Here is a 26,311-nt window from a genome sequence, read left to right on the forward strand (position 1 = left end):
GGCGCAGCCCCGCAGGCCGGTCCACCCACGCCATGGCACGCCTTCCCCGCCTCACGCTGGCCGGCATGCCGCACCACGTGATCCAGCGCGGCAACAACCGCCAGCCGATCTTCGTGGACCGCGCCGACCACGAGAAGCTGCTCGCCCTGCTGGCGGAGAACGCCGCGCGCTTCGGCGTCGCGCTGCATGCCTACGTGCTGATGGACAACCACTTCCACCTGCTGGCCACGCCCGACAGCACCACCGGACTGCCGCAGCTCATGCAGTCGGTGGGGCGCAGCTACGTGCGCTACTTCAATGACCGCCACGGCCGCAGCGGCACGCTGTGGGAAGGTCGCTACCGGTCGACGCTGATCCAGACCGACCGCTACCTGCTCACCTGCATGGCCTACATCGACCTCAACCCGGTGCGCGCGGGCATGGCCGCCGATGCGCGCGACTTCCCGTGGTCCAGCCACGGCCACTACGCCGGGCTGCGGCACGACCGGCTGCTCACGCCGCATCCGCTGTACTGGGAACTCGGCAACACGCCGTTCGCGCGGGAAGCGGCCTACGTCGAGTTGGTGCGCAGCGGGGTGCGGGCCGCCGAGCAGGCGGCCCTGACCGAGGCCACCTTGCGCGGCTGGGCGGCGGGCGACGAGGATTTTCTGGACACGCTGCAGAAGTCGACCGAGCGGCGCGTGGTCAAGGCCAAGGCCGGACGGCCGCCGTCGAGCCCTCGATCCTGAGACCAAATAGCGCCTAAACCGGCGCCGGGGCTTGAGTTTTCGCTCCTTGTTTTGATGTGTCCCCATTTAAATTCTGACAAGAAAACTCAAGATTTAATAAGAATCTGACCCCAATTAAAGTATTTGGCATTCTTTGTGCATCGCAATATGCTCCCTTTCCCTGCGAAAACTGAAGGAGCGCGCCCATGACGACGGCTGCCGAGATTCAACATCTCCAAGAACACGGTCTGTATTCCGGTGCCGACGAGCACGATGCCTGCGGCGTCGGCTTCGTCGCCCACATCAAGGGCGAGAAAAGCCATGCCATCGTGCTGCAGGGCCTGAAGATCCTTGAAAACCTCGACCACCGCGGCGCCGTGGGCGCCGACAAGCTCATGGGGGACGGCGCGGGCATCCTGATCCAGCTGCCCGACCACCTGTACCGCGAAGAGATGGCCAGCCAGGGCGTCACGCTGCCCCCGCCGGGCGAGTACGGCGTCGGCATGATCTTCCTGCCCAAGGAACATGCCTCCCGCGAAGCCTGCGAGCAGGAAATGGAACGCGCCATCAAGGCCGAAGGCCAGGTGCTGCTCGGCTGGCGCGACGTGCCGGTCAACCGCGACATGCCCATGTCGCCTACCGTGCGCGCCAAGGAGCCGCTGCTGCGCCAGGTGTTCATCGGCCGCGGCAACGACGTGATCGTGCAGGACGCGCTGGAACGCAAGCTCTACGTGATCCGCAAGACCGCCAGCGCCAACATCCAGCGCCTGAAGCTCAAGCACAGCAAGGAGTACTACGTACCCAGCATGTCGAGCCGCACCGTGGTCTACAAGGGGCTGCTGCTGGCCGACCAGGTCGGTACCTACTTCATGGACCTGCAGGACAAGCGCTGCGTCTCGGCCCTGGGCCTGGTGCACCAGCGCTTCTCGACCAACACCTTCCCCGAGTGGCCGCTGGCCCACCCGTACCGTTACGTCGCCCACAACGGCGAAATCAACACGGTCAAGGGCAACTACAACTGGATGAAGGCGCGCGAAGGCGTGATGTCTTCACCCGTCCTGGGCGCCGACCTGCAGAAGCTCTATCCGATCAGCTTCGCCGGCCAGTCCGACACAGCCACCTTCGACAACTGCCTCGAGCTGCTGACGATGTCCGGCTACCCCATCAGCCAGGCCGTGATGATGATGATTCCCGAACCCTGGGAACAGCACGCCACCATGGACCCGCGTCGCCGCGCGTTCTATGAATACCACGCCGCCATGCTCGAGCCGTGGGACGGCCCGGCCTCCATCGTCTTCACCGACGGCCGCCAGATCGGCGCCACGCTTGACCGCAACGGCCTGCGCCCCTCGCGCTACTGCGTGACCGACGACGACCTGGTCATCATGGCGTCCGAATCCGGCGTGCTGCCCGTGCCCGAGCAGAAGATCGTGCGCAAGTGGCGCCTGCAGCCCGGCAAGATGTTCCTGATCGACCTGGAACAAGGCCGCATGATCGACGACGAGGAGGTCAAGTCCACCCTCGCCAACAGCAAGCCCTACAAGCAGTGGATCGAGAACCTGCGCATCAAGCTCGACAGCGTCAAGGCCGAGCCGTTCTCCGCGCCCCTGAGCCAAGTGGCGCTGCTCGACCGCCAGCAGGCCTTCGGCTACACCCAGGAAGACATCAAGTTCCTGATGAGCCCGATGGCGCAGGCCGGCGAGGAGGGCATCGGCTCCATGGGCAACGACAGCCCGCTGGCCGTGCTCTCCAGCAAGAACAAGCCGCTCTACAACTACTTCAAGCAGTTGTTCGCGCAAGTGACCAACCCGCCGATCGACCCGATCCGCGAAGCCATCGTGATGTCGCTGGTGTCCTTCATCGGACCCAAGCCCAACCTGCTGGACATCAACCAGGTCAACCCGCCGATGCGGCTCGAAGTGAGCCAGCCGATCCTCGACTTCTCCGACATGGCGAAGCTGCGCGACATCGGCAAGTACACGCAGGGCAAGTTCAAGAGCTACGTGCTCGACATCACCTACCCGCTGGCCTGGGGCGACGAAGGCGTCGAAGCCAAGCTGGCCTCGCTGTGCGCCGAAGCGGTGGACGCCATCAAGGGCGGCCACAACATCCTGATCGTGAGCGACCGCGGCGTGAGCCCCACGCAGGTGGCCATTCCCGCCGTGCTGGCGCTGTCGGCCGTGCACCAGTACCTGGTGCGTGAAGGCCTGCGCACCACCGCCGGCCTGGTCGTGGAAACGGGCTCGGCGCGCGAAGTGCATCACTTCGGCGTGCTGGCCGGCTACGGCGCCGAAGCCGTGCACCCGTACCTGGCCATGGAAACGCTGGCCGCCATGCATGCCGACCTGCCGGGCGACCTGAGCGCCGACAAGGCGGTCTACAACTACGTCAAGGCCATCGGCAAGGGCCTGTCGAAGATCATGTCGAAGATGGGTGTCAGCACCTACATGAGCTACTGCGGCGCGCAGCTGTTCGAGGCCATCGGCCTGAACACCGTCACCGTCAACAAGTACTTCACCGGCACCGCGAGCCGCGTGGAAGGCATCGGCGTCTTCGAGATCGCCGAGGAAGCCATCCGCATGCACAAGGCCGCGTTCAGCGACGACCCGGTGCTCGCCAGCATGCTGGACGCCGGCGGCGAGTACGCCTGGCGCGCACGCGGCGAAGAGCACATGTGGACGCCCGACGCCATCGCCAAGCTGCAGCACAGCACGCGCTCCAACAACTGGAACACGTACAAGGAATACGCCCAGCTCATCAACGACCAGAACCGCCGCCACCTCACGCTGCGCGGCCTGTTCGAGTTCAAGATCGACCCGGCCAAGGCCGTGCCGGTCGACGAGGTCGAGTCCGCCGTCGAGATCGTCAAGCGCTTCGCCACCGGTGCGATGTCGCTCGGCTCCATCAGCACCGAAGCCCACGCCACGCTCGCCGTGGCCATGAACCGCATCGGCGGCAAGAGCAACACGGGCGAGGGCGGCGAAGACCCCGCGCGCTACCGCAACGAGCTCAAGGGCATTCCGATCAAGCAGGGCGACACGCTCAAGAGCGTGATCGGTGCGGCCAACGTCGAGGTCGACCTGCCGCTGAAGGACGGCGACTCGCTGCGTTCGCGCATCAAGCAGGTGGCCTCCGGCCGCTTCGGCGTCACCGCCGAGTACCTGCATTCGGCCGACCAGATCCAGATCAAGATGGCGCAGGGCGCCAAGCCGGGCGAGGGCGGCCAGCTGCCCGGCGGCAAGGTCACCGAGTACATCGGCAAGCAGCGCTATGCCGTGCCGGGCGTGGGCCTCATCTCGCCCCCGCCGCACCACGACATCTACTCGATCGAAGACCTGGCGCAGCTCATTCACGACCTGAAGAACACCGCGCCGCACGCCAGCATCAGCGTGAAGCTGGTGAGCGAAATCGGCGTGGGCACCATCGCCGCGGGCGTGGCCAAGTGCAAGAGCGACCACGTCGTGATCGCCGGCCATGACGGCGGCACGGGTGCCTCGCCGTGGTCGTCGATCAAGCATGCAGGCAGCCCGTGGGAAATCGGCCTGGCCGAGACGCAGCAGACGCTGGTGCTCAACCGCCTGCGCAGCCGCATCCGCGTGCAGGCCGACGGCCAGATGAAGACCGGCCGCGACGTCGCCATCGGCGCGCTGCTGGGTGCCGACGAGTTCGGCTTCGCGACCGCGCCGCTGGTGGTCGAAGGCTGCATCATGATGCGCAAGTGCCACCTGAACACCTGCCCGGTGGGCGTGGCCACGCAGGACCCGATCCTGCGCAAGAAGTTCTCGGGCAAGCCCGAGCACGTCGTCAACTACTTCTTCTTCGTGGCCGAAGAAGTGCGCCAGATCATGGCCCAGCTGGGCATCCGCAAGTTCGACGACCTGATCGGCCGCGCCGACCTGCTCGACATGCGCAAGGGCATCGAGCACTGGAAGGCTTCGGGCCTCGATTTCAGCCGCCTCTTCGCGCTGCCCAACGTGCCGGCCGACGTGCCGCGCTTCCATGTCGAGAACCAGGAGCACGGCCTGGAGCGCGCGCTGGACGTCAAGCTCATCGAGAAGTCGCGTCCCGCCATCGACAAGGGCGAGAAGGTGCAGTTCATCGAGGTGGTGCGCAACGTCAACCGCTCGGTGGGCGCCATGCTCTCGGGCGCGCTGACCAAGGTGCATCCGCAAGGCCTGCCCGACGACTCGATCCGCATCCAGCTCGAGGGCACGGGCGGCCAGTCGTTCGGCGCCTTCCTGGCACGCGGCATCACGCTGTACCTGATCGGCGACGCCAACGACTACACCGGCAAGGGCCTGTCCGGCGGCCGCGTGGTGGTTCGCCCCAGCCTGGACTTCCGCGGCGAAGCGGTGCGCAACACCATCGTGGGCAACACCGCGCTGTACGGCGCGACCACCGGCGAGGCCTACCTGTGCGGCGTGGCCGGCGAGCGTTTCGCGGTGCGTCTTTCGGGCGCCACGGCGGTCATCGAAGGCACGGGCGACCACGGTTGCGAATACATGACCGGCGGCACGGTGGCCGTGCTCGGCAAGACGGGCCGCAACTTCGCGGCCGGCATGAGCGGCGGCGTGGCCTTCGTCTACGACGAAGACGGCCAGTTCGCCACGCGTTGCAACCTCGCGATGGTCTCGCTCGACAAGGTGCTGACCTCGGCCGAGCAGACGGCCAGCGTGCACCGCAAGATCTGGCACGGCGGCGAGACCGACGAAGCGCAGCTCAAGAAGCTGCTCGAGGAGCACCACCGCTGGACCGGCAGCAAGCGCGCGCGCGAACTGCTCGACAGCTGGGCCGTGTCGCGCACCAAGTTCGTGAAGGTGTTCCCGAACGAATACAAGCGCGCGCTGGCCGAGCTGCACGACCGCAAGGTCGAGCTGGCGAGCAGCGGCAACAACGCGCACGCCGGTCTCGAGCCGCATGCGCTGGTGGCGCCGTCCGCAACCGCCGCGGTCTGAGCGGCAACGAACACGAAGAACAGAGGAAAGCACGATGGGAAAGATCACCGGCTTCATGGAGCATGAGCGCATCGAAGAGGGCTACAAGCCCATCGACGAGCGCGTCAAGCACTACAAGGAATTCGTCGTCGGCCTGACGCCCGAGCAGGCCAAGGTGCAGGGTGCCCGCTGCATGGACTGCGGCACGCCGTTCTGCAACAGCGGCTGCCCGGTCAACAACATCATTCCGGACTTCAACGACCTCGTGTACCGCGACGACTGGCAAAACGCCTACGCGGTGCTCGACTCGACCAACAACTTCCCCGAGTTCACCGGCCGCATCTGCCCCGCGCCCTGTGAAGCGGCCTGCGTGCTCAACGTGAACGACGACGCGATCGGCATCAAGTCGATCGAGCACGCGATCATCGACCGCGCCTGGGACGAAGGCTGGGTGGCGCCGCGCGCCGCCAAGCACAAGACCGGCAAGAAGGTGGCCGTGGTGGGTTCGGGCCCGGCCGGCATGGCGGCTGCGCAGCAACTGGCACGCGTGGGCCACGACGTGACGCTGTTCGAGAAGAACGACCGCATCGGCGGCCTGCTGCGCTACGGCATTCCCGACTTCAAGATGGAGAAGACCCACATCGACCGCCGTGTCGAGCAGATGAAGGCCGAGGGCGTGACCTTCCGTACCGGCGTGATGGTCGGCGCCGCGAAGGACCCGCTGGGCAAGGGCTCCAAGGTGACCAACCTCGCCAAGGAAACCGTCACACCCGAACAGCTGCAGAAAGAATTCGACGCGGTGGTGCTCACCGGCGGCGCCGAGCAGTCGCGCGACCTGCCGGTGCCCGGCCGCGACCTCGACGGCATTCACTACGCCATGGAGTTCCTGCCGCAGCAGAACCGCGTCAACGCGGGCGACAAGGTCAAGGGCCAGTTGCGCGCCGACGGCAAGCACGTGATCGTGATCGGCGGCGGCGACACCGGCTCCGACTGCGTGGGCACCAGCAACCGCCACGGCGCGGCGAGCGTCACGCAGTTCGAACTGATGCCGCAGCCACCCGAGGAAGAGAACCGCCCCATGACCTGGCCGTACTGGCCGATCAAGCTGCGCACCAGTTCCAGCCACGAAGAGGGCTGCGAGCGGGAGTTCGCCATTTCCACCAAGGAATTCATCGGCGAGAAGGGCAAGGTCACCGGCCTGAAGACCGTTCGCGTCGAATGGAAGGACGGCAAGATGCAGGAAGTGGCCGGCAGCGAGCAGGTGCTGAAGGCCGACCTGGTGCTGCTCGCCATGGGCTTCATCAGTCCCGTGGCCACCGTGCTGGACGCCTTCGGTGTCGAGAAGGACGCGCGCGGCAACGCTCGCGCGACGGTCGACTTCATCGGCGGCTATGCCACCAACGTGCCGAAGGTGTTTGCCGCGGGCGATATCCGCCGTGGCCAGTCGCTGGTGGTGTGGGCCATTCGCGAAGGCCGTCAAGCGGCACGTTCGGTCGATGAATTTCTGATGGGATTCAGCGACTTGCCGCGATGAATTTTGTTTCAATTTAGCGGGTCCGGTCGCGGCCCCGTTATCATCCGCGTGAAACCGCATGCCGGGATGCTTGAAAAAGCGCCCGGCTTTTTTATTGAGATGGACCCAGCCGCACCGCAACATCCCTTCGTAGAGTTCCGCAACGTCACGTTCGGCTACGGCGCGCGCGCCATTCTCGACGGCGTGTCCTTCACCGTGCCGCGCGGCAAGGTGACGGCCCTGATGGGCGCATCGGGCGGCGGCAAGACCACGGTCCTGCGCCTGATCGGCGGACAGCAGAAGGCACAGCGCGGCGAGGTTCTTTTCGACGGTCAGGACGTCGTCAGGTTCGACGCCTCGGCGCTCTACGCGGCGCGGCGCCGCATGGGCATGCTGTTCCAGTTCGGCGCCTTGTTCACCGACATGAGCGTGTTCGACAACGTGGCGTTTCCGCTGCGCGAGCACACGCAGTTGTCCGAAGCGCTGGTGCGCGACATCGTGCTCATGAAGCTCGACGCCGTCGGCCTGCGCGGCGCGCGCGACATGATGCCCAGCGAGGTGTCGGGCGGCATGGCACGGCGCGTGGCGCTGGCGCGCGCCATTGCGCTCGACCCAGACCTCGTGATGTACGACGAACCCTTCGCCGGACTCGACCCCATTTCGCTGGGCACCGCGGCGCGGCTGATTCGCCAGCTCAACGACACGCTCGGCCTCACCAGCATCATCGTGTCGCACGACCTGGAAGAAACCTTCCGCATCGCCGACCACGTGATCATCCTGGCCAACGGCGGCATCGCTGCGCAGGGCGCGCCCGACGACGTGCGCAACAGCGTCGATCCTTTGGTCCATCAGTTCGTGAACGCATTGCCCGACGGGCCCGTGCGGTTTCACTACCCCGGTGTCAGCATCGAAGACGACTTCGGCAACGTCGAAGGAGGGCGGTCATGAGCGCTGCGCTGGGCCGCCCCGAGCAAGCGAAGCCCCACTCGGGGGGCAGTGAGGACACGAAGTGCCGAACGTGGGGGCAAACATGAGTTGGTGGAAGCCCGCCGATGTCGGCTTTGCCGTGCGCAGCCGTCTGGCCCACCTCGGGCATGGCGCGAAGCTCTTCCTGCGCCTGCTCGGGCCGGGCGCGCAGATCATGCGCCGCTTCAGCCTCGTGCGCGACCAGATCCATTTCCTGGGCAACTACTCGCTCGCCATCATCGGCGTGTCGGGTTTGTTCGTGGGATTCGTGCTGGGCCTGCAGATGTACTACGCGCTGCAGCGCTACGGCTCTGCCGAAGCACTCGGCCTGCTGGTCACGCTGAGCCTGGTGCGCGAGCTCGGGCCGGTGGTGGCGGCGTTGCTGTTCACCGGGCGCGCCGGCACGTCGCTCACTGCGGAAATCGGCCTCATGAAGGCCGACGAGCAACTGAGCGCCATGGAAATGATGGCCGTCGACCCGGTGCAGCGCATCCTCGCGCCGCGCTTCTGGGCCGGCGTCATCACCATGCCGTTGCTGGCCGCCGTGTTCAGTGCGGTCGGCATCATGGGCGGCTATGTGGTGGGCGTGCTGATGCTGGGTGTGGACCCGGGCGCGTTCTGGGGGCAGATGCAGGGCGGCGTCGACGTGTGGCGCGACGTCGGCAACGGCGTCATCAAGAGCATCGTCTTCGGTTTCACCGTGACCTTCATCGCGCTGCTGCAGGGGTATGAAGCCCAGCCGACGCCCGAAGGCGTGTCGCGCGCGACCACGCGCACGGTGGTGACGGCATCGCTGGCGGTGCTGGGGCTGGACTTCCTCCTGACCGCCATGATGTTCAGCATATGAACGAGTACACCCCCAGGCTTGCCCACCTCGTGTGGCCGCCAACCCCCTTGCAGGGGGCAACTCCAGCAGCCCGGCAAAGCCGGTTCTGCGGTGTTCCCCGAATGAGTCAATCCGCAGGAATTTAGGAAGAGTCGATATGCAACGTTCCAACAATGACATCTGGGTCGGCCTGTTCGTGCTGATCGGCGCCGCTGCATTGCTGTTTCTCGCGCTGCAGTCGGCCAACCTGCTGAGCCTGAACTTCCAGAAGACCTATTCGGTGACCGCGCGCTTCGACAACATCGGCGGGCTCAAGCCCCAGACCGCGATCCGCAGCGCGGGCGTGGTGGTCGGCCGTGTGGAATCCATCTCCTTCAACGACAAGACCTTTCAGGCCGATGTCACACTGGCTTTGCAAAACCGTTACAGTTTTCCCAAGGACAGTTCGCTCAAGATCCTGACCAGTGGCCTGCTCGGCGAGCAGTACATCGGGATCGAGGCGGGCGCCGAGGAGAAGAACCTGCAGGCCGGCGACACCATCACAGCGACGCAATCCGCGGTGGTGCTGGAAAACCTGATCAGCCAGTTCCTCTACAGCAAGGCCGCCGATGGGAGTTCCAACTCCGGCACGGCGCAGGGCACTCCCAATAAAAAATGAAAACACGATCCTTTTTGCATGTCGCCTCGACTGTCATGAACAAAACAGCCAAATACGCGCGCTGGACCAGCGCGGCCGCGGTCTTCGCACTCGTGGCCGGTTGCGCCACCGGTCCCAATGCCAATCCGGCTGATCCTTTCGAACCGTTCAACCGCGGCGTGTTCACGTTCAACGACAAGCTCGACCAGGCCGTGCTCGTGCCTGTGTCCACGGTCTACGTCAACGTGCTGCCTTCGATGGTGCGTACGGGGGTGAACAACTTCTTCGGCAACCTCGGCGACGTCTGGAGTTTTGCCAACAGCGTGGCCCAGCTCAAGCTGCAGAACAGCGCCGAGACCTTCATGCGGGTCAACGTCAACACCTTCTTCGGTCTCGGCGGCCTGCTCGACGTCGCCACCGAAGCCGGTATCGACCGCCACGACGAAGATTTCGGCCAGACGCTCGGTCGCTGGGGTGTGGGCGCAGGCCCGTACATCGTGCTGCCGGTGCTCGGCCCCTCGACCCTTCGCGACACGGTCGCCAAGCCGGTCGACTTCTACGGCGACCCGCTCAGCGCCATGAACGACGTGGCGTGGCGCAATTCGCTGACCGTGCTGCGCGCGGTCGACATGCGCTCGCAGTACCTGCGCGCCGGTCGCCTGATCGACGATGCCGCGCTCGACAAGTATTCGTTCACGCGCGACGCCTTCCTGCAACGCCGGCTCAGCCTGGTCCACGACGGCAAGGGCCCCGACGAAGACGCAGGCAAGTAGCCAGCCGGGCGCGGCCGGCGCAGGTGCTCGCTTGCATTCCGTTGCAAGGCTTCACCTGCGCGACAGGAACCCGGTAGGCCCGGGGCCTGTCGAACCCGTTCTATCGTGACACGCCGTTCCGGTGCGTGTTGCGCGAAATCCGAAACCTGAGGGACCTCTCCATGAACAACAAGATGATCCTGCAACGACGCGGCTTCGGCCACCTGGTGCTGGCTGGCGCCATGCTGTTCAGCGCCGCCGCCACCTTCGTGAGCCCCGCACGCGCTGCCGACGAAAGCCCCGATGCGCTGGTCAAGCGCATTTCGACCGATGTGCTCGAGACCATCAAGTCGGACAAGTCCATCAAGTCGGGCGATGTCAACAAGATCATGCTGCTGGTCGACAGCAAGATCATGCCCAACGTCAATTTCCAGCGCATGACGTCCTCGGCCGTCGGCCCGGCCTGGCGCACGGCCACGCCGGAGCAGCAAAAGCGCCTGCAGGAAGAGTTCAAGACCTTGCTGGTGCGCACCTATGCGGGCGCGCTCGACCAGGTCAGCGACCAGACCGTCACCGTGCGTCCGTTCCGCGGCTCGCCCGACGATGCCGATGTGCTGGTGCGTACCGAGGTCAAGGGCCGCGGCGACCCGGTCCAGCTGGACTACCGCCTTGAGAAGACCCCCGGCCAGGGCGCCGGATGGAAGGTCTACAACCTCAATGTGCTGGGCGTCTGGCTGGTCGACACCTACCGCACCCAGTTCTCGCAGGAAATCAACAAGAGCGGCATCGATGGCCTGATTGCGGCGCTTGCGGCGCGCAACAAGGGCAACAGCAAGGGCTGATCGGATGCTGGTCCTGCCCACGCGCCTGACCCATGACGAGGCCCCCGCCTGCATGCGCATGCTGCAGCAGGGGCTGAAGGGCCAGGTCGATTCGTCGTCCACCGTGGTGGACGCCACCGCGCTGGCCCAGTTCGACTCGTCGGCGCTGGCGGTGCTGCTCGAATGCCGGCGCGAATCCAGTGCGCTGGGTCGCGGCTTCTCGGTGAAGGGCCTGTCTCCCCGGCTGCGCGAGCTGGCGGCGCTGTATGGTGTTGCGGGCCTTTTGCCCGCCGCGCCCTGAAAAAGTAACGGGCCGGTAAAATCGCGGGCTCCCATGCCCGCGATCTCATTCCAATCGGTCTCCAAGACCTACCCCCCCTCCCGACAACAGAAAGCCCAAGGCAAGCAAGGGCTGAAGGCGGTCGACGAGGTCACATTCCAGATCGAGCCCGGCGAGTTCTTCGGCCTGCTCGGGCCCAACGGGGCGGGCAAGACCACCCTGATCAGCATGCTCGCGGGCCTGTCGCGCCCCACGGCCGGCGCCATCAGCGTGCACGGCTTCGATGTCCAGCGCGACTTCGCCGAGGCGCGCCGCCAGCTCGGCATCGTGCCGCAGGAGCTGGTGTTCGACCCCTTCTTCAACGTGCGCGAGTCGCTGCGCATCCAGTCGGGCTACTTCGGCATCAAGAACAACGAAGCCTGGATCGACGAGCTGCTGCAAAGCCTGGGCCTCGCAGACAAGGCGACGGCCAACATGCGCCAGCTCTCGGGCGGCATGAAGCGCCGTGTGCTGGTGGCGCAGGCGCTGGTGCACAAGCCGCCGGTGATCGTGCTGGACGAGCCCACGGCCGGCGTGGACGTCGAGTTGCGCCAGACGCTCTGGCAGTTCGTCGCCAGGCTCAACAAGCAGGGCAGTACCGTGCTGCTGACCACCCACTATCTCGAAGAGGCGGAGGCGTTGTGCAACCGCATCGCAATGCTCAAGCAGGGCCGCGTGATCGCGCTCGACCGCACCAGCGAGCTGCTGAAGTCGGCCGCGAGCAACGTGCTGCGCTTCAAGACCGACGCCATGCTGCCCTGGGCCATTGCCCAGCATGCGCGCATCACCGGGCGCATCGTGCAGCTGCCCGCACAGAACGCCCATGAAGTCGAACAACTGCTGGCCGCGATCCGCGAAGCCGGCGTCGCGGTGGAAGACGTGGAAATGCGCAAGGCCGACCTGGAAGACGTGTTCATCGACCTGATGGCGGGCGAGCAGACGCCCCTGGAGGTCGCGCGATGAGCGCCGCGCCGGGCCGCCCCAAGCAAGCGAAGCTTCCCCTCGGGGGGATGCGAGGACACGCAGTCCCGAACAAGGGGGCGCCATGATCGCCGTCACGGGTTGGCGCGCGCTGCTCTACAAGGAGACGTTGCGCTTCTGGAAGGTCGGTTTCCAGACCGTCGGCGCGCCGGTGCTCACCGCGCTGCTGTACCTCATGGTGTTCGGTCACGTGCTCGAAGGCCGCGTCACGGTCTACGGCACCGTGCCCTATACCGCGTTCCTGGTGCCGGGCCTGGTGATGATGAGCGTGCTGCAGAACGCGTTCGCCAACAGCTCGTCGTCGATCATCCAGAGCAAGATCATGGGCAACCTGGTGTTCGTGCTGCTCACGCCGCTGTCGCACTGGGGCTGGTTCTTCGCGTACGTGGGCTCGTCGATCATTCGCGGGCTGGCCGTGGGGCTTGGCGTGTTCCTGGTCACCATGTTCTTTGCCATGCCCAGCTTCGTGGCGCCGCTCTGGATCATCGTGTTCGCGTTCCTGGGCGCCGCCATGCTGGGCACATTGGGCCTCATCGCCGGCCTCTGGGCCGAGAAGTTCGACCAGATGGCCGTGTTCCAGAACTTCCTGATCATGCCCATGACCTTCCTGTCGGGCGTGTTCTATTCGATCGGTTCGCTGCCGCCTTTCTGGCAGAAGGTGAGCCACCTGAACCCGTTCTTCTACATGATCGACGGCTTCCGCTACGGCTTCTTCGGCGTGAGCGACGCCTCGCCCTGGCTGAGCCTGGGCATCGTCGGCACCGCCTGGCTGGTGGTGAGCGCCATTGCCGTCCACCTCCTGCGCATCGGTTACAAGATCCGCAGCTGAACGTTTTTCCACACCCTATGACCGCCGAACAACTCCAGGCCCTGATCCAGTCCCATCTTCCGTGCGAGCACATCACGCTCGAGGGGGACGGCCGGCATTGGTACGCCACCATCGTCTCGGCCGAGTTCGAGGGCAAGCGCGCCATTCAGCGCCATCAGCGGGTCTACGCCACCCTCGGTGCGAAAATGCACACCGACGAGGTGCATGCGCTTTCGATGAAGACCTACACGCCGGCCGAATGGGCCGCAGTGGAAAAATAACGTTCCGGCCCCGCGGGGCCCTGATTTCGCTGGAATTTCGATGGACAAACTTCTGATTCGCGGCGGGCGAGAGCTCCGCGGCGAAGTACTCATTTCCGGCGCCAAGAACGCCGCGCTGCCCGAGCTGTGCGCGGCGTTGCTGACCGATCAGCCCGTGACGCTGCACAACGTGCCGCGCCTGCAGGACGTGTCGACCATGCTCAAGCTCGTGCGCAACATGGGCGTGACAGCCGAGCGCGACGACAACGGCACCGTGCAACTCAACGCAGGCGACCTGGGCAACCCCGAGGCGCCCTACGAACTCGTGAAGACCATGCGCGCCTCCGTGCTGGCCCTGGGCCCGCTGCTGGCGCGCTTCGGCCATGCCAAGGTGTCGCTGCCCGGCGGCTGCGCCATCGGCTCGCGGCCGGTCGACCAGCACATCAAGGGCCTGCAGGCCATGGGCGCGGAAATCGTGGTCGACCACGGCTACATGCTCGCGCGGCTGCCCGAGGGCCGCACCCGACTGAAGGGTGCGCGCATCCTGACCGACATGGTCACCGTCACCGGCACCGAGAACTTCCTGATGGCGGCCGCGCTGGCCGAGGGCGAAACCCTGCTCGAGAACGCCGCGCAGGAGCCCGAGATCGTCGACCTGGCCGAGATGCTGATCCGCATGGGCGCGAAGATCGAAGGCCACGGCACCAGCCACATCCGCATCCAGGGCGTGGAAAAGCTGCACGGCTGCGAACATGCCGTGGTGGCCGACCGCATCGAGGCCGGCACCTTCCTGTGCGCCGTCGCGGCCACGGGCGGCGAGGCCTTCCTGCGCCATGCGCGCGGCGACCACATGGACGCCGTGATCGACAAGCTGCGCGATGCGGGCTGCACCGTCGCCTGCGAAAAGGACGGCGTGCGCATCGCCTCGAAGGGCCCGGCGCACCAGACCCTGAAGGCGCAAAGCTTCAGCACCACCGAATACCCGGGCTTTCCAACCGACATGCAGGCCCAGTTCATGGCCCTGAACGTCATTGCGCGCGGCGCCTCGATGGTCACCGAAACCATCTTCGAGAACCGCTTCATGCACGTGAACGAGATGGTGCGCCTGGGCGCGCGCATCCACGTCGAGGGCAAGGTGGCGATGGTCGAGGGCGTGCAGCAGCTCTCCGGCGCCACCGTGATGGCCACCGACTTGCGCGCGTCCGCCAGCCTCGTCATCGCCGGCCTCGTGGCCGAGGGCGAGACGCTGGTCGACCGCATCTACCACCTGGACCGGGGCTACGACCGCATGGAAGCCAAGCTGCGCGGCCTCGGCGCCGACATCGAACGTGTGACAGGAGCCGCCGCATGATCACTCTGGCTCTTTCCAAAGGCCGCATCTTCGAAGAGACGATGCCCCTGCTGGCCGCCGCCGGCATCGAGGTCACAGAAGACCCGGAGAAATCGCGCAAGCTCATTCTCGACACCACCCGCCCCGACGTGCGCGTGGTGCTGGTGCGCGCCTCCGACGTGCCCACCTATGTGCAGTACGGCGGCGCCGACCTCGGCGTGACGGGTTCCGACGTGCTGCTCGAGCATGGCAACCAGGGCCTGTACCAGCCGCTGGACCTGCGCATCGCGGCCTGCCGCCTGAGCGTGGCCGTGCGCAACGACTACGACTACGCCTCGGCCGTGAAGCAGGGCTCGCGCCTGCGCGTGGCGACCAAGTACGTGGGCCTGGCGCGCGACTTCTTCGCCAGCAAGGGCGTGCACGTCGACCTGATCAAGCTCTACGGCAGCATGGAGCTGGCGCCGCTCACGGGCCTGGCCGACGCCATCGTCGACCTCGTCTCGACCGGCAACACGCTCAAGGCCAACCACCTCGTCGAGGTGGAGCGCATCATGGACATCAGCGCGCGCCTGGTCGTGAACCAGGCCGCGCTCAAGCTGAAGCGCGAGCCCATCCGCCGCATCATCGACGCGTTCGCGTCCGCCATTCCCTCCGTCTGACTTCCGCCTGAACCCCATGACTCTGAAAGCAGCCCCCGCCCGACTCTCGACGACTTCAGCCAGCTTCGATGCTGAATTCAAGGCGCGGCTGCATTGGTCCGCGGACGCGGACGCGGCCATCGAGAAGGTGGTGGCCGACATCCTGGCCGATGTGCGCACGCGCGGCGACGCGGCGGTGCTCGAGTACACGCGCCGCTTCGACGGACTCGGCGCGGCCACCGTGCCCGAACTCGAGCTCACGCAGGCCGATTTCAAGGAAGCCTTCGATTCCCTGCCCGAACACCAGCGCACGGCGTTGCAGGCCGCGGCCGACCGCGTTCGCAGCTACCACGAGGCGCAGAAGAAGGCCAGCGGCGAAAGCTGGAGCTATCGCGACGTGGACGGCACGCTGCTGGGCCAGAAGGTCACGCCGCTGGACCGCGTGGGCATCTACGTGCCCGGCGGCAAGGCGGCCTATCCGTCCAGCCTGCTGATGAACGCCATTCCGGCCCATGTGGCCGGTGTCGGCGAAATCATCATGGTGGTCCCGACGCCCGTGAAGGGCAGCGTGGCCACGGGGGGGGCGGGCGGTCAATCGTCCGCGAAGGGCGAGCGCAACGTGCTCGTGCTCGCCGCCGCCTACGTGGCCGGCGTCACCCGCGCCTTCACCATCGGGGGTGCACAAGCCGTGGCCGCCCTGGCGTACGGCACCGCCACCGTTCCTGCCGTCGACAAGATCACCGGCCCCGGCAACGCCTACGTGGCGGCCGCCAAGCGCCGCGTGTTCGGCACCGTGGGCATCGACATGATCGCGGGGCCTAGCGAAATCCTGGTGCTGGCCGACGGCAGCACGCCGCCCGACTGGGTGGCCATGGACCTGTTCAGCCAGGCCGAGCACGACGAGCTGGCCCAGAGCATCCTGCTGTGCCCCGACGCCGCCTACATCGAGCGCGTGCAGGCCGAGATCGACCGCCTGCTGCCCACGATGCCGCGCGCCGAGATCATCGCCGCCTCGCTCAACGGCCGCGGCGCGCTGATCCACACGAAGAGCATGGAAGAGGCCTGCGAGATCAGCAACCGCATCGCCCCCGAACACCTGGAAGTGAGCAGCAGCGAACCCGACCGGTGGGAGCCGCTGCTGCGCCACGCCGGCGCGATCTTCCTGGGGGCCTTCACCAGCGAGAGCCTGGGCGACTACTGCGCCGGCCCGAACCACGTGCTGCCCACCAGCGGCACGGCGCGCTTTTCGAGCCCGCTGGGCGTGTACGACTTCCAGAAGCGCTCCAGCCTGATCGAGGTCAGCGAGGCCGGCGCCCAGGTGCTGGGCCCCATCGCCGTCACGCTGGCCGAAGGTGAGGGCCTGCAGGCGCACGCCGAAGCCGCCCGCATGCGGCTGCGTAAGATCTGAGCCCCCATGACAAGCCTCCGGGAGGAGCAAGCAAGATGATTGACCGTCTCTGTCGTTCGCGTCTGTTCAGATTCGCCGCGGGGCTCGTCGCGGGCGCCGCCTTGCTGGCTGCCTGCAGCCAGATGCCGCGGCAAGTGATCAGCGACCCGCCGGCCGCCAACGCCACACCCAGCGCCGCACCCGCGCCGCAGCTCGGCACGCAGTGGGGCGAGGGCCGCGAGTCGAAGACGCAGGCGGTCGTCACCAGGCGCCTGTCCGTCCAACCGGACGACGTGGCTTCGCTCGGCTACAACGAAGCATCGGCCGTGCGCCGCGCGGTGGGCAACAACCCGGAACGCCGACTGAGCCTGATGCTGGCCGACGGCGACATCGAATGGTCGGTGCTCGACGAAGACGGCCAGCCCCTGCCGCTGCAGCGCGCGCGCCGTGGCGCAGGCGCAGAAGACATGTTCCGCTTGGCCGGCGTCCAGGGCTCGCGCTACACCTTGCGCTTTCGCAACCTCGGCGAGCGCAGCTACGAGGTCATCGCCACGGTCGACGGGCTCGACGTGCTGAACGGCAAGCCCGGCAGCCTGCGCAACGGCGGCTATGTGCTGCGCCCGTTGCAGGCGTTGACCATCGAGGGTTTCCGCAAGAGCCAGAACGAGGTCGCAGCCTTCCGCTTCGCGGCGCCGGGCCGGGCCTATGCCGCGAACACCGACGCCGGCGACGTGCGCAACATCGGCGTGATCGGCGCCGCGCTGTTCGAGCTCGAAGAAAAAGACGCTCCCCGCCGCCAGCGCCGCGACGCCACCCCGTCGCAGCCCAGTGCCTTTCCGGCCGACGGCGCCTACGCGCCGGCGCCGCGCTACCGCAAATGATGCCGATGAAGCGGGCCGCTTTCCTGCTTCTCGCGCTGGTGGCCGCCGCCGGCGCGCAGGCCATGAGCATCCGCGAACTGCGCACGCTCGAAGCCAGCGAGAAGGACGGCAAGGCCTACGCCAGCTACTACCTGGTCGGCGTGCTCGAAGGCCTGCGCGAAGGCGTCGAGGCTTCGCAGCGCAACGGGCAGGCGCCCGTGTTCTGCGTCGAGGGCCGCCGCCTAGAACCCGCCATGGCCCGTTCGCTCTACCAGACCGAGCTGAGCCGCAACGCCGACAGCTACGAAGCCGACATGCCCGTTCAACTGGTCATGGCCGGCGCCCTGAAAAACAGCTACCGCTGCACCCGATGACCGTTCCAGAATCCGCCCGCTCCCCGCTCGACCGTATCCGCAACGACGTGCGGGCCATGCATGCCTATGCGGTCCAGGACGCCAGCGGCTTCATCAAGCTCGACGCGATGGAAAACCCCTTCAGCCTGCCGCCCGCGCTGCAGGCCGAGCTGGGCGCGCGGCTCGGCGCGCTGGCGCTCAACCGGTATCCGGGCGAACGCGGCGCCCACCTGCAGCGTGCGCTCGCCGCCCATGCGCAGATGCCCGAAGGCTTCTCCCTGATGCTGGGCAATGGCTCCGACGAGCTGATTTCGCTGCTCGACATCGCCTGCGACCAGCCTGGCGCCACGGTGCTGGCGCCGCTGCCCGGCTTCGTGATGTATGCCATGAGCGCGCAGCTGCAGGGCCTGCGGTTCGTCGGCGTGCCGCTCACGGCCGATTTCGAGCTCGACGAGGCCGCCATGCTGGCTGCCATCGCGCGCGAGAAGCCCGCCATCGTCTACCTGGCCTACCCGAACAACCCGACCGCCAACCTCTGGGACGACGCCGTCATCGAGAAGATCGTCCAGGCCCAGGGCGCGCAGGGCGGCCTGGTGGTGATCGACGAGGCCTACCAGCCGTTCGCCGCCAGGAGCTACATCGACCGGCTTGCGGCGCACGGCCATGTGCTGCTGATGCGCACGCTCAGCAAGTTCGGCCTGGCCGGCATCCGCCTGGGCTACCTGATGGGGCCTGCCGCGCTGATCGCCGAGATCGACAAGGTGCGCCCGCCCTACAACATCAGCGTGCTCAACTGCGAGTGCGCGCTGTTCGCGCTGGAACACGCCGAGGTGTTCGAGGCCCAGGCCCGGCAGATCCGCGAGGAGCGCGAGCGACTGATGATGGGCCTCGGCCGCCTGCCCGGCGTGAAGACCTGGCCCAGCGACGCCAACATGATCCTTTTGCGCGTGCCCGATGCCACCAGGACCTTCGAGGGCATGAAGGCGCGCGGGGTGCTGGTGAAGAACGTTTCTAAAATGCACGAACTGCTCGCCAACTGCCTGCGCCTCACCGTCGGAACCGCCGACGAGAATGCGCGGATGCTCGCGGCGCTCGAAGCCTCACTATGAACACCCCCACCTCCCAGGACAGCGGCGAGCGCATCGCCTCCGTCACCCGCAACACCGCGGAAACCAAGATCACCGTCAGCGTCAACCTGGACGGCACCGGCAAGGCCAGGCTCTCGACCGGCATCGGTTTCTTCGACCACATGCTCGACCAGATCGCCCGGCACGGGCTGATCGACCTCGACATCGATTGCCAGGGCGACCTGCACATCGACGGCCACCACACGGTGGAGGACGTGGGCATCACTTTCGGCCAGGCCGTGGCCAAGGCCATCGGCGACAAGAAGGGCATCCGCCGCTACGGCCATGCCTACGTGCCGCTCGACGAAGCACTGAGCCGCGTGGTCATCGACTTCTCCGGTCGCCCGGGCCTCGTGATGCATGTGCCCTTCACCAGCGGAATGATCGGCACCTTCGACAGCCAGCTCACCTACGAGTTCTTCCAGGGCTTCGTGAACCACGCCTTCGTCACGCTGCACATCGACAACCTCAAGGGCATCAACGCGCACCACCAGTGCGAAACTGTGTTCAAGGCCTTCGCGCGCGCCATGCGCGGGGCACTGGAACTCGACCCCCGCTCCGTCGGGGTGATCCCGTCGACCAAGGGATCGCTGTGAAACGCGCCGTCGAACAGCTATGAAATCCGTAGCAAATACCGTGGCGGTCGTCGACTACGGCATGGGCAACCTGCATTCCGTGTCGCAGGCCGTGCGCCATGCGGCCGACCAGGTGGGCGTGGAAGTGTTCGTCACCTCCGACCCCGACGTGGTCCGCAAGGCCACCCGCGTGGTGCTGCCAGGCCAGGGCGCCATGCCCGACTGCATGCGCGAACTGCGCGAGTCGGGCCTGCAGGAGTCGGTGCTCGAGGCGGCCGCCAGCAAGCCGCTGTTCGGTGTGTGCGTGGGCATGCAGATGATGCTGTCGCGCAGCCACGAAGGCCCCACCGACGGCCTGGGCCTCATTCCGGGCGAGGTCGTCAAGTTCGACCTGGCCGGGCGCCTGCAGCCCGACGGCAGCCGCTTCAAGGTGCCGCAGATGGGCTGGAACCAGGTGCGCCAGGCCCAGCCGCACGCCGTGTGGGCGGGCGTGCCCGACGACAGCTATTTCTATTTTGTGCACAGCTTCTACGCCTGCCCGGTCGACCCCAAGCACAGCGTGGGCGAAGCGGATTACGGCGCGAGCTTTACCGCAGCCATTGCACGCGATAATATTTTTGCCACCCAGTTCCACCCGGAGAAGAGTGCGGACCATGGGTTGCAGCTCTATCGCAACTTCCTCCACTGGAATCCCTGAACCTTTTTTCTGTCCGGGCCGAACCTCCCACAGCCCGGACCCTGCACACTCGCGTCACTTCCATGCTCCTCATTCCCGCCATTGATCTCAAGGACGGCCACTGCGTTCGCCTCAAGCAGGGCGACATGGACCAGTCCACCGTCTTCAGCGAAGACCCCGCCGCCATGGCCCGCAAATGGGTCACGGCGGGCGCGCGCAGGCTGCACCTGGTCGACCTGAACGGGGCCTTCGCCGGCAAGCCGCAGAACCACGCGGCCATCAAGGCGATCCTGCAAGAAGTCGGCGACGACATTCCGGTGCAGCTGGGCGGCGGCATTCGCGACCTCGACACCATCGAGCGCTACATCGACGACGGCCTGCGCTACGTGATCATCGGCACCGCCGCGGTCAAGAACCCGGGCTTCCTGAAGGACGCCTGCAGCGCCTTCGGCGGCCACATCATCGTGGGCCTGGACGCCAAGGACGGCAAGGTCGCCACCGATGGCTGGAGCAAGCTCACGGGTCACGAGGTGGCCGACCTGGGCAAGAAATTCGAGGACTACGGCGTCGAGTCGATCATCTACACCGACATCGGCCGCGACGGCATGCTCTCGGGCATCAACATCGAAGCCACCGTCAAGCTGGCGCGGGCGCTGACCATTCCGGTGATCGCCTCGGGCGGCCTTTCGAACATGCTGGACATCGACAACCTCTGCGCCGTCGAGTCCGATGGCATCGAGGGCGTCATCTGCGGCCGCGCCATCTATTCGGGCGACCTCGATTTCGCCGCGGCGCAAGCCCGCGCGGACGAACTGGCGGCCTGAAGCCCTTTTCGCGCAGCGCGTGCTCTCCGCGCTCGCCATTGCCAACTACCGTTCGCTGCGCCAGCTGACGGTGCCGCTGGGCCGGCTCACGGTCGTGACCGGGGCCAACGGCAGCGGCAAATCGAGCGTGTACCGGGCGATGCGGCTGCTGGCCGACATTGCCAACGGCGGCGTGATCCGCTCGCTGGTGCGTGAAGGCGGCCTGTCTTCCACGCTGTGGGCCGGGCCCGAGCGGTTTTCGGCGGCCATGCTGCGCGGCGAGGTGCCCGTTCAAGGCACCACGCGCAGCGAGCCGGTGGCGCTGAAGCTGGGGTTTGCCGGTGTCCAGAGTGAAGATTTCGGCTATGCCATCGACATCGGCCTGCCGCCGCCGATTCCGTCGACGGCTTTTTCGCGCGACCCGCAGATCAAGCACGAGGCCATCTGGAGCGGCCCGCTGCTGCGCCCCTCCACGCAGCTGGTCGACCGCAAGGGTGCTGCGCTGCGCCTTCGCGACAGCAAGGGTTGGCAGGCCGTCGGCCGCCCGATGCCGGCCTTCGCCAGCATGATGACCGAGCATGCCGACCCGCGCGACGCGCCCGAGATGCTCACGCTGCGCGAGCAGATGCGCTCCTGGCGCTTCTACGACCATTTCCGTTCCGATGCCGAGGCGCCCGCGCGCCAGCCACAGCTGGGTACCTGCACGCCCGTGCTGGCCGACGACGGCGCCGACCTGGCCGCGGCGCTGCAGACCATCCGCGAGATCGGCGACGGCGAAGCGCTCGACCGTGCCGTGGACGACGCCTTTCCGGGAGCCCGCGTCGAAGTCCAGGTGGTCGGCGACCGCTTCGAGACGCTGATGCACCAGCACGGCCTGCTGCGCCCCCTGACCGCCGCCGAGCTGTCCGACGGCACCCTGCGCTACCTGTTGTGGATCGCGGCCCTGCTCACGCCCCGCGCGCCAGCGCTGCTGGTGCTCAACGAGCCCGAGACCAGCCTGCACCCCGACCTGCTTCCCGCGCTCGGCCGCCTCATCGCGCAGGCGGCGCGCCAGTCGCAGGTGATCGTGGTGTCGCATGCCGCGCGGCTGATCGCCGCGCTGGAAGACAGCGACGACCTGAAATCGGTGGTGCTCGACAAGCAGTTCGGCGAAACGCGTATCGCCAACCTGGACATGAGCGAGATCCCGCGCTGGGAGTGGCCGGCGCGCTAGGGCTTGCCTGTCTCAGGCCCGCGCCAGCGCCCGAAAGGCCGCGCTGGCGATCACGCCTTCGGTCTTGCGGTGCGAGGCCGCGAAGCGCGTGCGGTCCGGCATGGTGGCCGGCACGGCGCGCCAGTCCGCCAGGTCGGGGTGGCCGCTCCACGCCATGTTCAGCACCAGGGTGCGATGCAGCGCCGGCAGGTCGTTGCCGTGGTCGTCGCACACCGCCTGCGTCTTCATGCGGTGCAGCACCGGCAGCAGCTCGGGTTCGGTCACCAGAAAGTCGAGCAGGCCGCCGCCGCGTGCGAGCGCAAATTCGGCGAAGGCCTGGAAGAACCAGTTGATGCCCGGGTTGTAGTTGTCGTAGCTGTGCAGCGCGTAGCGCGCCAGCACCGTGGCCAGCAGCCGCCGGAACTGCGGATGCCGGGCGCCGAAGTCGATCAGCCGGCAGACGTCGACCGGGCTCTTGCGCGCACAAGGCGTGAGCGCCAGTTCGAACAGCGCCGGCAGTTCGGGCAGGCCCAGGTGGGCGGCCGCGCGAGCCCGGATGTCGGGCACGTCGAAGCACATCAGCAACAGCGCCATGTGCGCAGGCAGTGCAGGCAGGCGGTGCACGATGGCGTCGAGGTGGCCGCATTGCACCAGCGCATGCAGCAGGTTGACGAACTCACCGCCGGTGCCCCGGTGCAGTTCGTGCAGCGGCGGCTCTGCAATGAGCGCCAGCGTGGCATCGAGGTCGAAGCTGTCCAGCGTGCGCCAGAAGGCATGGACGCGCGGATGCGCATAGCCGACCTTGAACGCATGCGCCTGCAGCGTGTAGCTGCGGGCCTGGTAGTGCTGGCGGTTGGCCGTGGCGGCGGGGTCGTTGTCGAAGGCTTCGACGTCGGCCACCGCAAACTCGGTGGGAATGTCGAAGGAGCCGTTGAAAAACCTGAACCTGTAGACCGGCGCACCCTTGTGCAGCAGGGTGTTGCCGATGGCGCAGCGCGCCTTGGCGAGCGTGAGTTGGCCCTGCTCCAACCAGCAGAAGGGCGTGCGCCGCGGGTCCATGCCCCAGTCGCCCACGGTGCCGTCGAACACCGAGTCGACCCAGGCCTGGATCTGCGCGTTGGCATGCAGCGGGCGCTTGAGGGCGCTGCTTTCGTCTTCCGGCACCCGGTGGGCGGCAAAGTCCCAGAAGGCGCGGTAGCCGTGCCGGTACGCGTTCTGCACGTGGGCCAGTGCCGCGGGCGTGTCGCCGGCGGTGGCTTCGGCGACGGCGGCCCAGAACAGGAAGGTGTGGTCCCGGCAGGCCAGCGCGGCGTCGTCGGGCGGAACGGCACGCGCCAGCGCAAGGGCTTCGTCGAGGCGCCCGGTGCGCAGGTGTCGTTCGAGGGTGTCGCTCAACGCCTGCCAGGTGGCCTCGCAGCGGCGGTCGAGGGCGAGCAGGTCGGCGAGGGGGGGCGTGTCGGGGCTGGGTGGCATCGGACCGCAGTGTTGCACACGGCCCGGGGCGGCAGCCCCTGTCGCGCCCTGGGCTACTCGGCCTTCACCGACATCGTCTGGATGATCGTTTCCAGCTGCGCGCTCATCGGCAGGTTGAGGCTCTCCCCCGAGGGCAGCTTGCGCAGGAACCAGCGCTTGTACTGCCGCTCGATCTCGCCGTCTTCCGCCAGCACCTGGAAGGCGTCGACGACCAGCTTGTTGAGCTGCGCGTCGTCCTTGCGGTACATGATCCCGTAGGGGTCGTAGGAGAGAAAGTCGCCGACCACCTCGTAGTTCGACTTGGCGGCGTCCTGCGCGATCAGGCCGTAGAGCAGCACATCGTCGGTGGCGAAGGCGTCGGCCTGTCCGCCCTTCACCAGCCCGAAGGACTCCGCATGGTCGGGCGTCACGATCAGGTTGATGCCGAGCTTGAACTTTTCCGACAGCTCGCGCAGCGTCTTCTCGTTGGTGGTGCCGGCCGTCACGGCCACCCTCTTGCCGGCCAGGTCGCGGAACGACTTGATGGGCGAGCCCTTCTTCACCAGCACCTTGGTGCCCGAGACGAACATGGTGGGCGAGAAGCTCACGCGCTTCTGCCGCTCGAGGTTGTTGGTGGTGGAACCGCACTCCAGGTCGACCTTGCCGCTGGCGACCGCGTCGATGCGAGAGTCCGAGGTCACGGGCACCCACTTGATGGCGAGGCTCTTGTTCACCGCGTCCTCGATGGAGCTCACCAGCGAGCGGCAGAGCTCGACGGAGTAGCCGATGGGTTCCTTGCGCGCATTGAGGTACGAGAAGGGCACCGACGACTCGCGGTAGCCGAGGGTGATGGCGCCTGTGGAGCGCGCCTTGGCCAGCGTGCCGGTGAGCTCCTGCGCCTGAGCGGGAACCGCCAGTACCAGGGCCGCGAGCAGCGCGGCGCAGGCGGATGCAAGCGTGCCGATGCGCTTCATGGCGTGCCTGCTCACGCGTGCGCCGGGTGGGCGAGCGTGGCGTTGGCCTCCTCGTCGATGGCCCGGGCGTTGACCTCGGCGTCGCTCTCGGAGAGCAACTCGCCCTCCCACTTGGCGACCACCGCGGTGGCGATGGAGTTGCCCACCGCGTTGGTGGCCGAGCGGCCCATGTCGAGGAAGGTGTCCACCCCCAGGATCAGCAGCAGGCCGGCCTCGGGAATGTCGAAGTGGTTCAGCGTGGCGGCAATCACCACCAGCGAGGCGCGCGGCACGCCGGCCATGCCCTTGGAGGTGAGCATCAGGATCAGCAGCATCGTGACCTGCGTGCTGATCGGCATGTGGATGTTGTAGGCCTGCGCGATGAACAGCACGGCGAAGGTGCAATACATCATCGAGCCGTCCAGGTTGAACGAATAGCCCATCGGCATCACGAAGCTGGAGATCTTGCGCTTCACGCCGAAACGGTCGAGCGCCTGCAGGATCTTCGGATACGCGGCTTCCGAACTGGCCGTGGCAAACGACAGCAGGAAGGCCTCCTTGATGAGCACCAGCAGCTTGAACACGCGCGGCCCCAGGAAGAGGAAGCCCGCCAGCACCAGCACGCTCCACAGCACGAACAGGCCGAGATAGAAGTCGCCCATGAACACCGCGAACTTCAGCAGGATGCCCAGCCCGTTGACGGCCACCGTGGCGGCCATGGCGGCCAGCACCGCGAGCGGCGCGAGCTTCATCACGTAGCCCGTGATCTTGAGCATGGCGTGCGAAAGCTCCTCGATGGCCGCCACCAGCGTCTTCGCCTTGTCGCCGAGCGAGGCGAGCGCCACGCCGAAGAACATCGAGAACACCACGATCTGCAGGATCTCGTTGTTGGCCATGGCTTCCACGAACGACTTGGGCACCGTGTGGCTCACGAAGTCTTTCAGCGTGAACTTGGAGGTGGCCAGGTTGGCCGAGGCGCCGATGTCCGGCAGCGGCAGGCCCAGGTTCTCGCCGGGCTTGAGCAGGTTGGCCATGATCAGGCCGATGACCAGCGAGATCAGCGAGGCGGTCAGGAACCAGCCGATGGCCTTGCCGAACACGCGGCCCACCGACTTGGCGTCGCCCATGTGCGCGATGCCCACCACCAGCGTGGAGAACACCAGCGGGCCGATCAGCATCTTGATCAGGCGCAGGAACACGTCCGAGACGATGGAGACGTAGTCGGCGATCTCCTTGGCGGCTTTCTTGTCCGGGAAGCTCGTGAAGATCATGTAGCCCACGATGATGCCGAGCACCATGGCGATCAGGATCCAGGCGGCCATCGGCAGCTTTTTCTTCATGCATATCCCCTTTTGTCGTGTGAGAGTGATTTTTTCGAGCACGGGACTGAAGCGGTCACAGGGTATCCAAGAAGGCCCCGTGCACGCAATGGCCCGGGACA

At 66.7% G+C, this 26,311-nt stretch carries 25 protein-coding genes; 22 read left to right on the forward strand and 3 right to left on the reverse strand.

The genetic code is table 11. The annotated features are described in order from the left end of the window. Window positions 1-32: 32 nt before the first annotated feature. The 22 genes from AC1DJH_RS21145 (at window position 33) to AC1DJH_RS21250 (ending at window position 22,486) form a co-directional block, all read left to right on the forward strand. A complete protein-coding gene (locus AC1DJH_RS21145) occupies window positions 33-728 on the forward strand; it encodes a transposase (RefSeq protein ID WP_478187050.1) in 696 nt (231 codons plus the stop codon). Between the two features lie 185 nt (window positions 729-913). Next, complete coding sequence (locus tag AC1DJH_RS21150) at window positions 914-5,662, forward strand: glutamate synthase-related protein (RefSeq protein ID WP_478187051.1); 4,749 nt, start codon at window positions 914-916, stop codon at window positions 5,660-5,662. 34 nt (window positions 5,663-5,696) lie between these two features. Further along, a complete protein-coding gene (locus tag AC1DJH_RS21155; RefSeq protein WP_472117138.1) occupies window positions 5,697-7,175 on the forward strand; it encodes a glutamate synthase subunit beta in 1,479 nt (492 codons plus the stop codon). 66 nt (window positions 7,176-7,241) lie between these two features. Next, entirely contained in the window at window positions 7,242-8,102 is an 861-nt protein-coding gene (locus tag AC1DJH_RS21160; protein ID WP_472117135.1) for an ABC transporter ATP-binding protein, read from the forward strand. A gap of 82 nt (window positions 8,103-8,184) precedes the next feature. Next, window positions 8,185-8,967, forward strand: coding sequence for a lipid asymmetry maintenance ABC transporter permease subunit MlaE (gene mlaE, locus AC1DJH_RS21165; RefSeq protein ID WP_472117132.1), 783 nt, complete (start codon window positions 8,185-8,187; stop codon window positions 8,965-8,967). Between the two features lie 136 nt (window positions 8,968-9,103). Further along, window positions 9,104-9,604 (forward strand): outer membrane lipid asymmetry maintenance protein MlaD, encoded by a 501-nt coding sequence (gene mlaD / locus AC1DJH_RS21170; protein ID WP_435441384.1) that lies wholly within the window; start codon window positions 9,104-9,106, stop codon window positions 9,602-9,604. Between the two features lie 35 nt (window positions 9,605-9,639). After that, window positions 9,640-10,356: an MlaA family lipoprotein gene (locus AC1DJH_RS21175; RefSeq protein WP_472117129.1), complete on the forward strand. Its 717-nt coding sequence runs from the start codon at window positions 9,640-9,642 to the stop codon at window positions 10,354-10,356. 161 nt (window positions 10,357-10,517) lie between these two features. Then, window positions 10,518-11,177, forward strand: a complete 660-nt coding sequence (locus tag AC1DJH_RS21180; RefSeq protein WP_472117126.1) for an MlaC/ttg2D family ABC transporter substrate-binding protein — start codon at window positions 10,518-10,520, stop codon at window positions 11,175-11,177. 4 nt (window positions 11,178-11,181) lie between these two features. Then, complete coding sequence (locus AC1DJH_RS21185; protein ID WP_435441381.1) at window positions 11,182-11,457, forward strand: STAS domain-containing protein; 276 nt, start codon at window positions 11,182-11,184, stop codon at window positions 11,455-11,457. A 33-nt stretch (window positions 11,458-11,490) separates the two neighbouring features. Beyond that, window positions 11,491-12,438: an ABC transporter ATP-binding protein gene (locus AC1DJH_RS21190; RefSeq protein WP_435482798.1), complete on the forward strand. Its 948-nt coding sequence runs from the start codon at window positions 11,491-11,493 to the stop codon at window positions 12,436-12,438. Between the two features lie 82 nt (window positions 12,439-12,520). After that, a complete protein-coding gene (locus tag AC1DJH_RS21195) occupies window positions 12,521-13,285 on the forward strand; it encodes an ABC transporter permease (RefSeq protein WP_435494162.1) in 765 nt (254 codons plus the stop codon). Between the two features lie 17 nt (window positions 13,286-13,302). Further along, window positions 13,303-13,545 (forward strand): BolA family protein, encoded by a 243-nt coding sequence (locus AC1DJH_RS21200; protein ID WP_007835251.1) that lies wholly within the window; start codon window positions 13,303-13,305, stop codon window positions 13,543-13,545. Between the two features lie 40 nt (window positions 13,546-13,585). Beyond that, window positions 13,586-14,875, forward strand: a complete 1,290-nt coding sequence (murA, locus tag AC1DJH_RS21205; protein WP_435482800.1) for a UDP-N-acetylglucosamine 1-carboxyvinyltransferase — start codon at window positions 13,586-13,588, stop codon at window positions 14,873-14,875. After that, window positions 14,872-15,513 (forward strand): ATP phosphoribosyltransferase, encoded by a 642-nt coding sequence (hisG, locus tag AC1DJH_RS21210; protein ID WP_435441378.1) that lies wholly within the window; start codon window positions 14,872-14,874, stop codon window positions 15,511-15,513. Before murA ends, hisG begins: the two co-directional genes overlap by 4 nt. Window positions 15,514-15,529: 16 nt before the next feature. Next, window positions 15,530-16,900, forward strand: coding sequence for a histidinol dehydrogenase (gene hisD, locus AC1DJH_RS21215; RefSeq protein WP_472117114.1), 1,371 nt, complete (start codon window positions 15,530-15,532; stop codon window positions 16,898-16,900). 35 nt (window positions 16,901-16,935) lie between these two features. Further along, window positions 16,936-17,760: a hypothetical protein gene (locus tag AC1DJH_RS21220; protein ID WP_478187052.1), complete on the forward strand. Its 825-nt coding sequence runs from the start codon at window positions 16,936-16,938 to the stop codon at window positions 17,758-17,760. Between the two features lie 5 nt (window positions 17,761-17,765). Next, entirely contained in the window at window positions 17,766-18,113 is a 348-nt protein-coding gene (locus tag AC1DJH_RS21225) for a hypothetical protein (protein WP_472117109.1), read from the forward strand. After that, complete coding sequence (gene hisC, locus AC1DJH_RS21230; RefSeq protein ID WP_478187053.1) at window positions 18,110-19,201, forward strand: histidinol-phosphate transaminase; 1,092 nt, start codon at window positions 18,110-18,112, stop codon at window positions 19,199-19,201. The genes AC1DJH_RS21225 and hisC overlap by 4 nt, the downstream gene beginning before the upstream one ends. Then, window positions 19,198-19,815: an imidazoleglycerol-phosphate dehydratase HisB gene (gene hisB / locus AC1DJH_RS21235; protein ID WP_472117104.1), complete on the forward strand. Its 618-nt coding sequence runs from the start codon at window positions 19,198-19,200 to the stop codon at window positions 19,813-19,815. The genes hisC and hisB overlap by 4 nt, the downstream gene beginning before the upstream one ends. A 19-nt stretch (window positions 19,816-19,834) precedes the next feature. Continuing rightward, window positions 19,835-20,491: an imidazole glycerol phosphate synthase subunit HisH gene (gene hisH, locus AC1DJH_RS21240; RefSeq protein ID WP_435441372.1), complete on the forward strand. Its 657-nt coding sequence runs from the start codon at window positions 19,835-19,837 to the stop codon at window positions 20,489-20,491. A 62-nt stretch (window positions 20,492-20,553) separates the two neighbouring features. Next, the gene (gene hisA, locus AC1DJH_RS21245; protein WP_435482806.1) at window positions 20,554-21,294 is read left to right on the forward strand and encodes a 1-(5-phosphoribosyl)-5-[(5-phosphoribosylamino)methylideneamino]imidazole-4-carboxamide isomerase; all 741 of its coding nucleotides are present in this window, start codon (window positions 20,554-20,556) and stop codon (window positions 21,292-21,294) included. Window positions 21,295-21,313: 19 nt separating this feature from the next. After that, a complete protein-coding gene (locus AC1DJH_RS21250) occupies window positions 21,314-22,486 on the forward strand; it encodes an AAA family ATPase (protein WP_478187054.1) in 1,173 nt (390 codons plus the stop codon). Window positions 22,487-22,498: 12 nt separating this feature from the next. Here the strand turns inward: AC1DJH_RS21250 and AC1DJH_RS21255 are convergent, their stop codons facing one another. Genes AC1DJH_RS21255 through AC1DJH_RS21265 form a run of 3 tightly spaced genes read right to left on the reverse strand, consistent with a single transcriptional unit; the run spans window position 22,499 to window position 26,210 of the window. Beyond that, window positions 22,499-23,938 (reverse strand): hypothetical protein, encoded by a 1,440-nt coding sequence (locus AC1DJH_RS21255; protein ID WP_478187055.1) that lies wholly within the window; start codon window positions 23,936-23,938, stop codon window positions 22,499-22,501. 53 nt (window positions 23,939-23,991) lie between these two features. After that, on the reverse strand, window positions 23,992-24,891 hold the full coding sequence (locus tag AC1DJH_RS21260; RefSeq protein ID WP_478187056.1) for an amino acid ABC transporter substrate-binding protein: 900 nt from the start codon (window positions 24,889-24,891) through the stop codon (window positions 23,992-23,994). Between the two features lie 11 nt (window positions 24,892-24,902). Continuing rightward, complete coding sequence (locus tag AC1DJH_RS21265; protein ID WP_435441367.1) at window positions 24,903-26,210, reverse strand: dicarboxylate/amino acid:cation symporter; 1,308 nt, start codon at window positions 26,208-26,210, stop codon at window positions 24,903-24,905. Between the last annotated feature and the right edge of the window lie 101 nt (window positions 26,211-26,311).

It is taken from the genome of Variovorax sp. 10N412 (assembly GCF_056394985.1).

Coding starts and splice junctions, on each gene's coding strand:
- AC1DJH_RS21145 (WP_478187050.1), top strand. CDS start 33: ATGGCACGCCTTCCCCGCCTCACGCTGGCCGGCATGCCGCACCACGTG.
- AC1DJH_RS21150 (WP_478187051.1), top strand. CDS start 914: ATGACGACGGCTGCCGAGATTCAACATCTCCAAGAACACGGTCTGTAT.
- AC1DJH_RS21155 (WP_472117138.1), top strand. CDS start 5,697: ATGGGAAAGATCACCGGCTTCATGGAGCATGAGCGCATCGAAGAGGGC.
- AC1DJH_RS21160 (WP_472117135.1), top strand. CDS start 7,242: ATGCTTGAAAAAGCGCCCGGCTTTTTTATTGAGATGGACCCAGCCGCA.
- mlaE (WP_472117132.1), top strand. CDS start 8,185: ATGAGTTGGTGGAAGCCCGCCGATGTCGGCTTTGCCGTGCGCAGCCGT.
- mlaD (WP_435441384.1), top strand. CDS start 9,104: ATGCAACGTTCCAACAATGACATCTGGGTCGGCCTGTTCGTGCTGATC.
- AC1DJH_RS21175 (WP_472117129.1), top strand. CDS start 9,640: ATGAACAAAACAGCCAAATACGCGCGCTGGACCAGCGCGGCCGCGGTC.
- AC1DJH_RS21180 (WP_472117126.1), top strand. CDS start 10,518: ATGAACAACAAGATGATCCTGCAACGACGCGGCTTCGGCCACCTGGTG.
- AC1DJH_RS21185 (WP_435441381.1), top strand. CDS start 11,182: ATGCTGGTCCTGCCCACGCGCCTGACCCATGACGAGGCCCCCGCCTGC.
- AC1DJH_RS21190 (WP_435482798.1), top strand. CDS start 11,491: ATGCCCGCGATCTCATTCCAATCGGTCTCCAAGACCTACCCCCCCTCC.
- AC1DJH_RS21195 (WP_435494162.1), top strand. CDS start 12,521: ATGATCGCCGTCACGGGTTGGCGCGCGCTGCTCTACAAGGAGACGTTG.
- AC1DJH_RS21200 (WP_007835251.1), top strand. CDS start 13,303: ATGACCGCCGAACAACTCCAGGCCCTGATCCAGTCCCATCTTCCGTGC.
- murA (WP_435482800.1), top strand. CDS start 13,586: ATGGACAAACTTCTGATTCGCGGCGGGCGAGAGCTCCGCGGCGAAGTA.
- hisG (WP_435441378.1), top strand. CDS start 14,872: ATGATCACTCTGGCTCTTTCCAAAGGCCGCATCTTCGAAGAGACGATG.
- hisD (WP_472117114.1), top strand. CDS start 15,530: ATGACTCTGAAAGCAGCCCCCGCCCGACTCTCGACGACTTCAGCCAGC.
- AC1DJH_RS21220 (WP_478187052.1), top strand. CDS start 16,936: ATGATTGACCGTCTCTGTCGTTCGCGTCTGTTCAGATTCGCCGCGGGG.
- AC1DJH_RS21225 (WP_472117109.1), top strand. CDS start 17,766: ATGAAGCGGGCCGCTTTCCTGCTTCTCGCGCTGGTGGCCGCCGCCGGC.
- hisC (WP_478187053.1), top strand. CDS start 18,110: ATGACCGTTCCAGAATCCGCCCGCTCCCCGCTCGACCGTATCCGCAAC.
- hisB (WP_472117104.1), top strand. CDS start 19,198: ATGAACACCCCCACCTCCCAGGACAGCGGCGAGCGCATCGCCTCCGTC.
- hisH (WP_435441372.1), top strand. CDS start 19,835: ATGAAATCCGTAGCAAATACCGTGGCGGTCGTCGACTACGGCATGGGC.
- hisA (WP_435482806.1), top strand. CDS start 20,554: ATGCTCCTCATTCCCGCCATTGATCTCAAGGACGGCCACTGCGTTCGC.
- AC1DJH_RS21255 (WP_478187055.1), bottom strand. CDS start 23,938: ATGCCACCCAGCCCCGACACGCCCCCCCTCGCCGACCTGCTCGCCCTC.
- AC1DJH_RS21260 (WP_478187056.1), bottom strand. CDS start 24,891: ATGAAGCGCATCGGCACGCTTGCATCCGCCTGCGCCGCGCTGCTCGCG.
- AC1DJH_RS21265 (WP_435441367.1), bottom strand. CDS start 26,210: ATGAAGAAAAAGCTGCCGATGGCCGCCTGGATCCTGATCGCCATGGTG.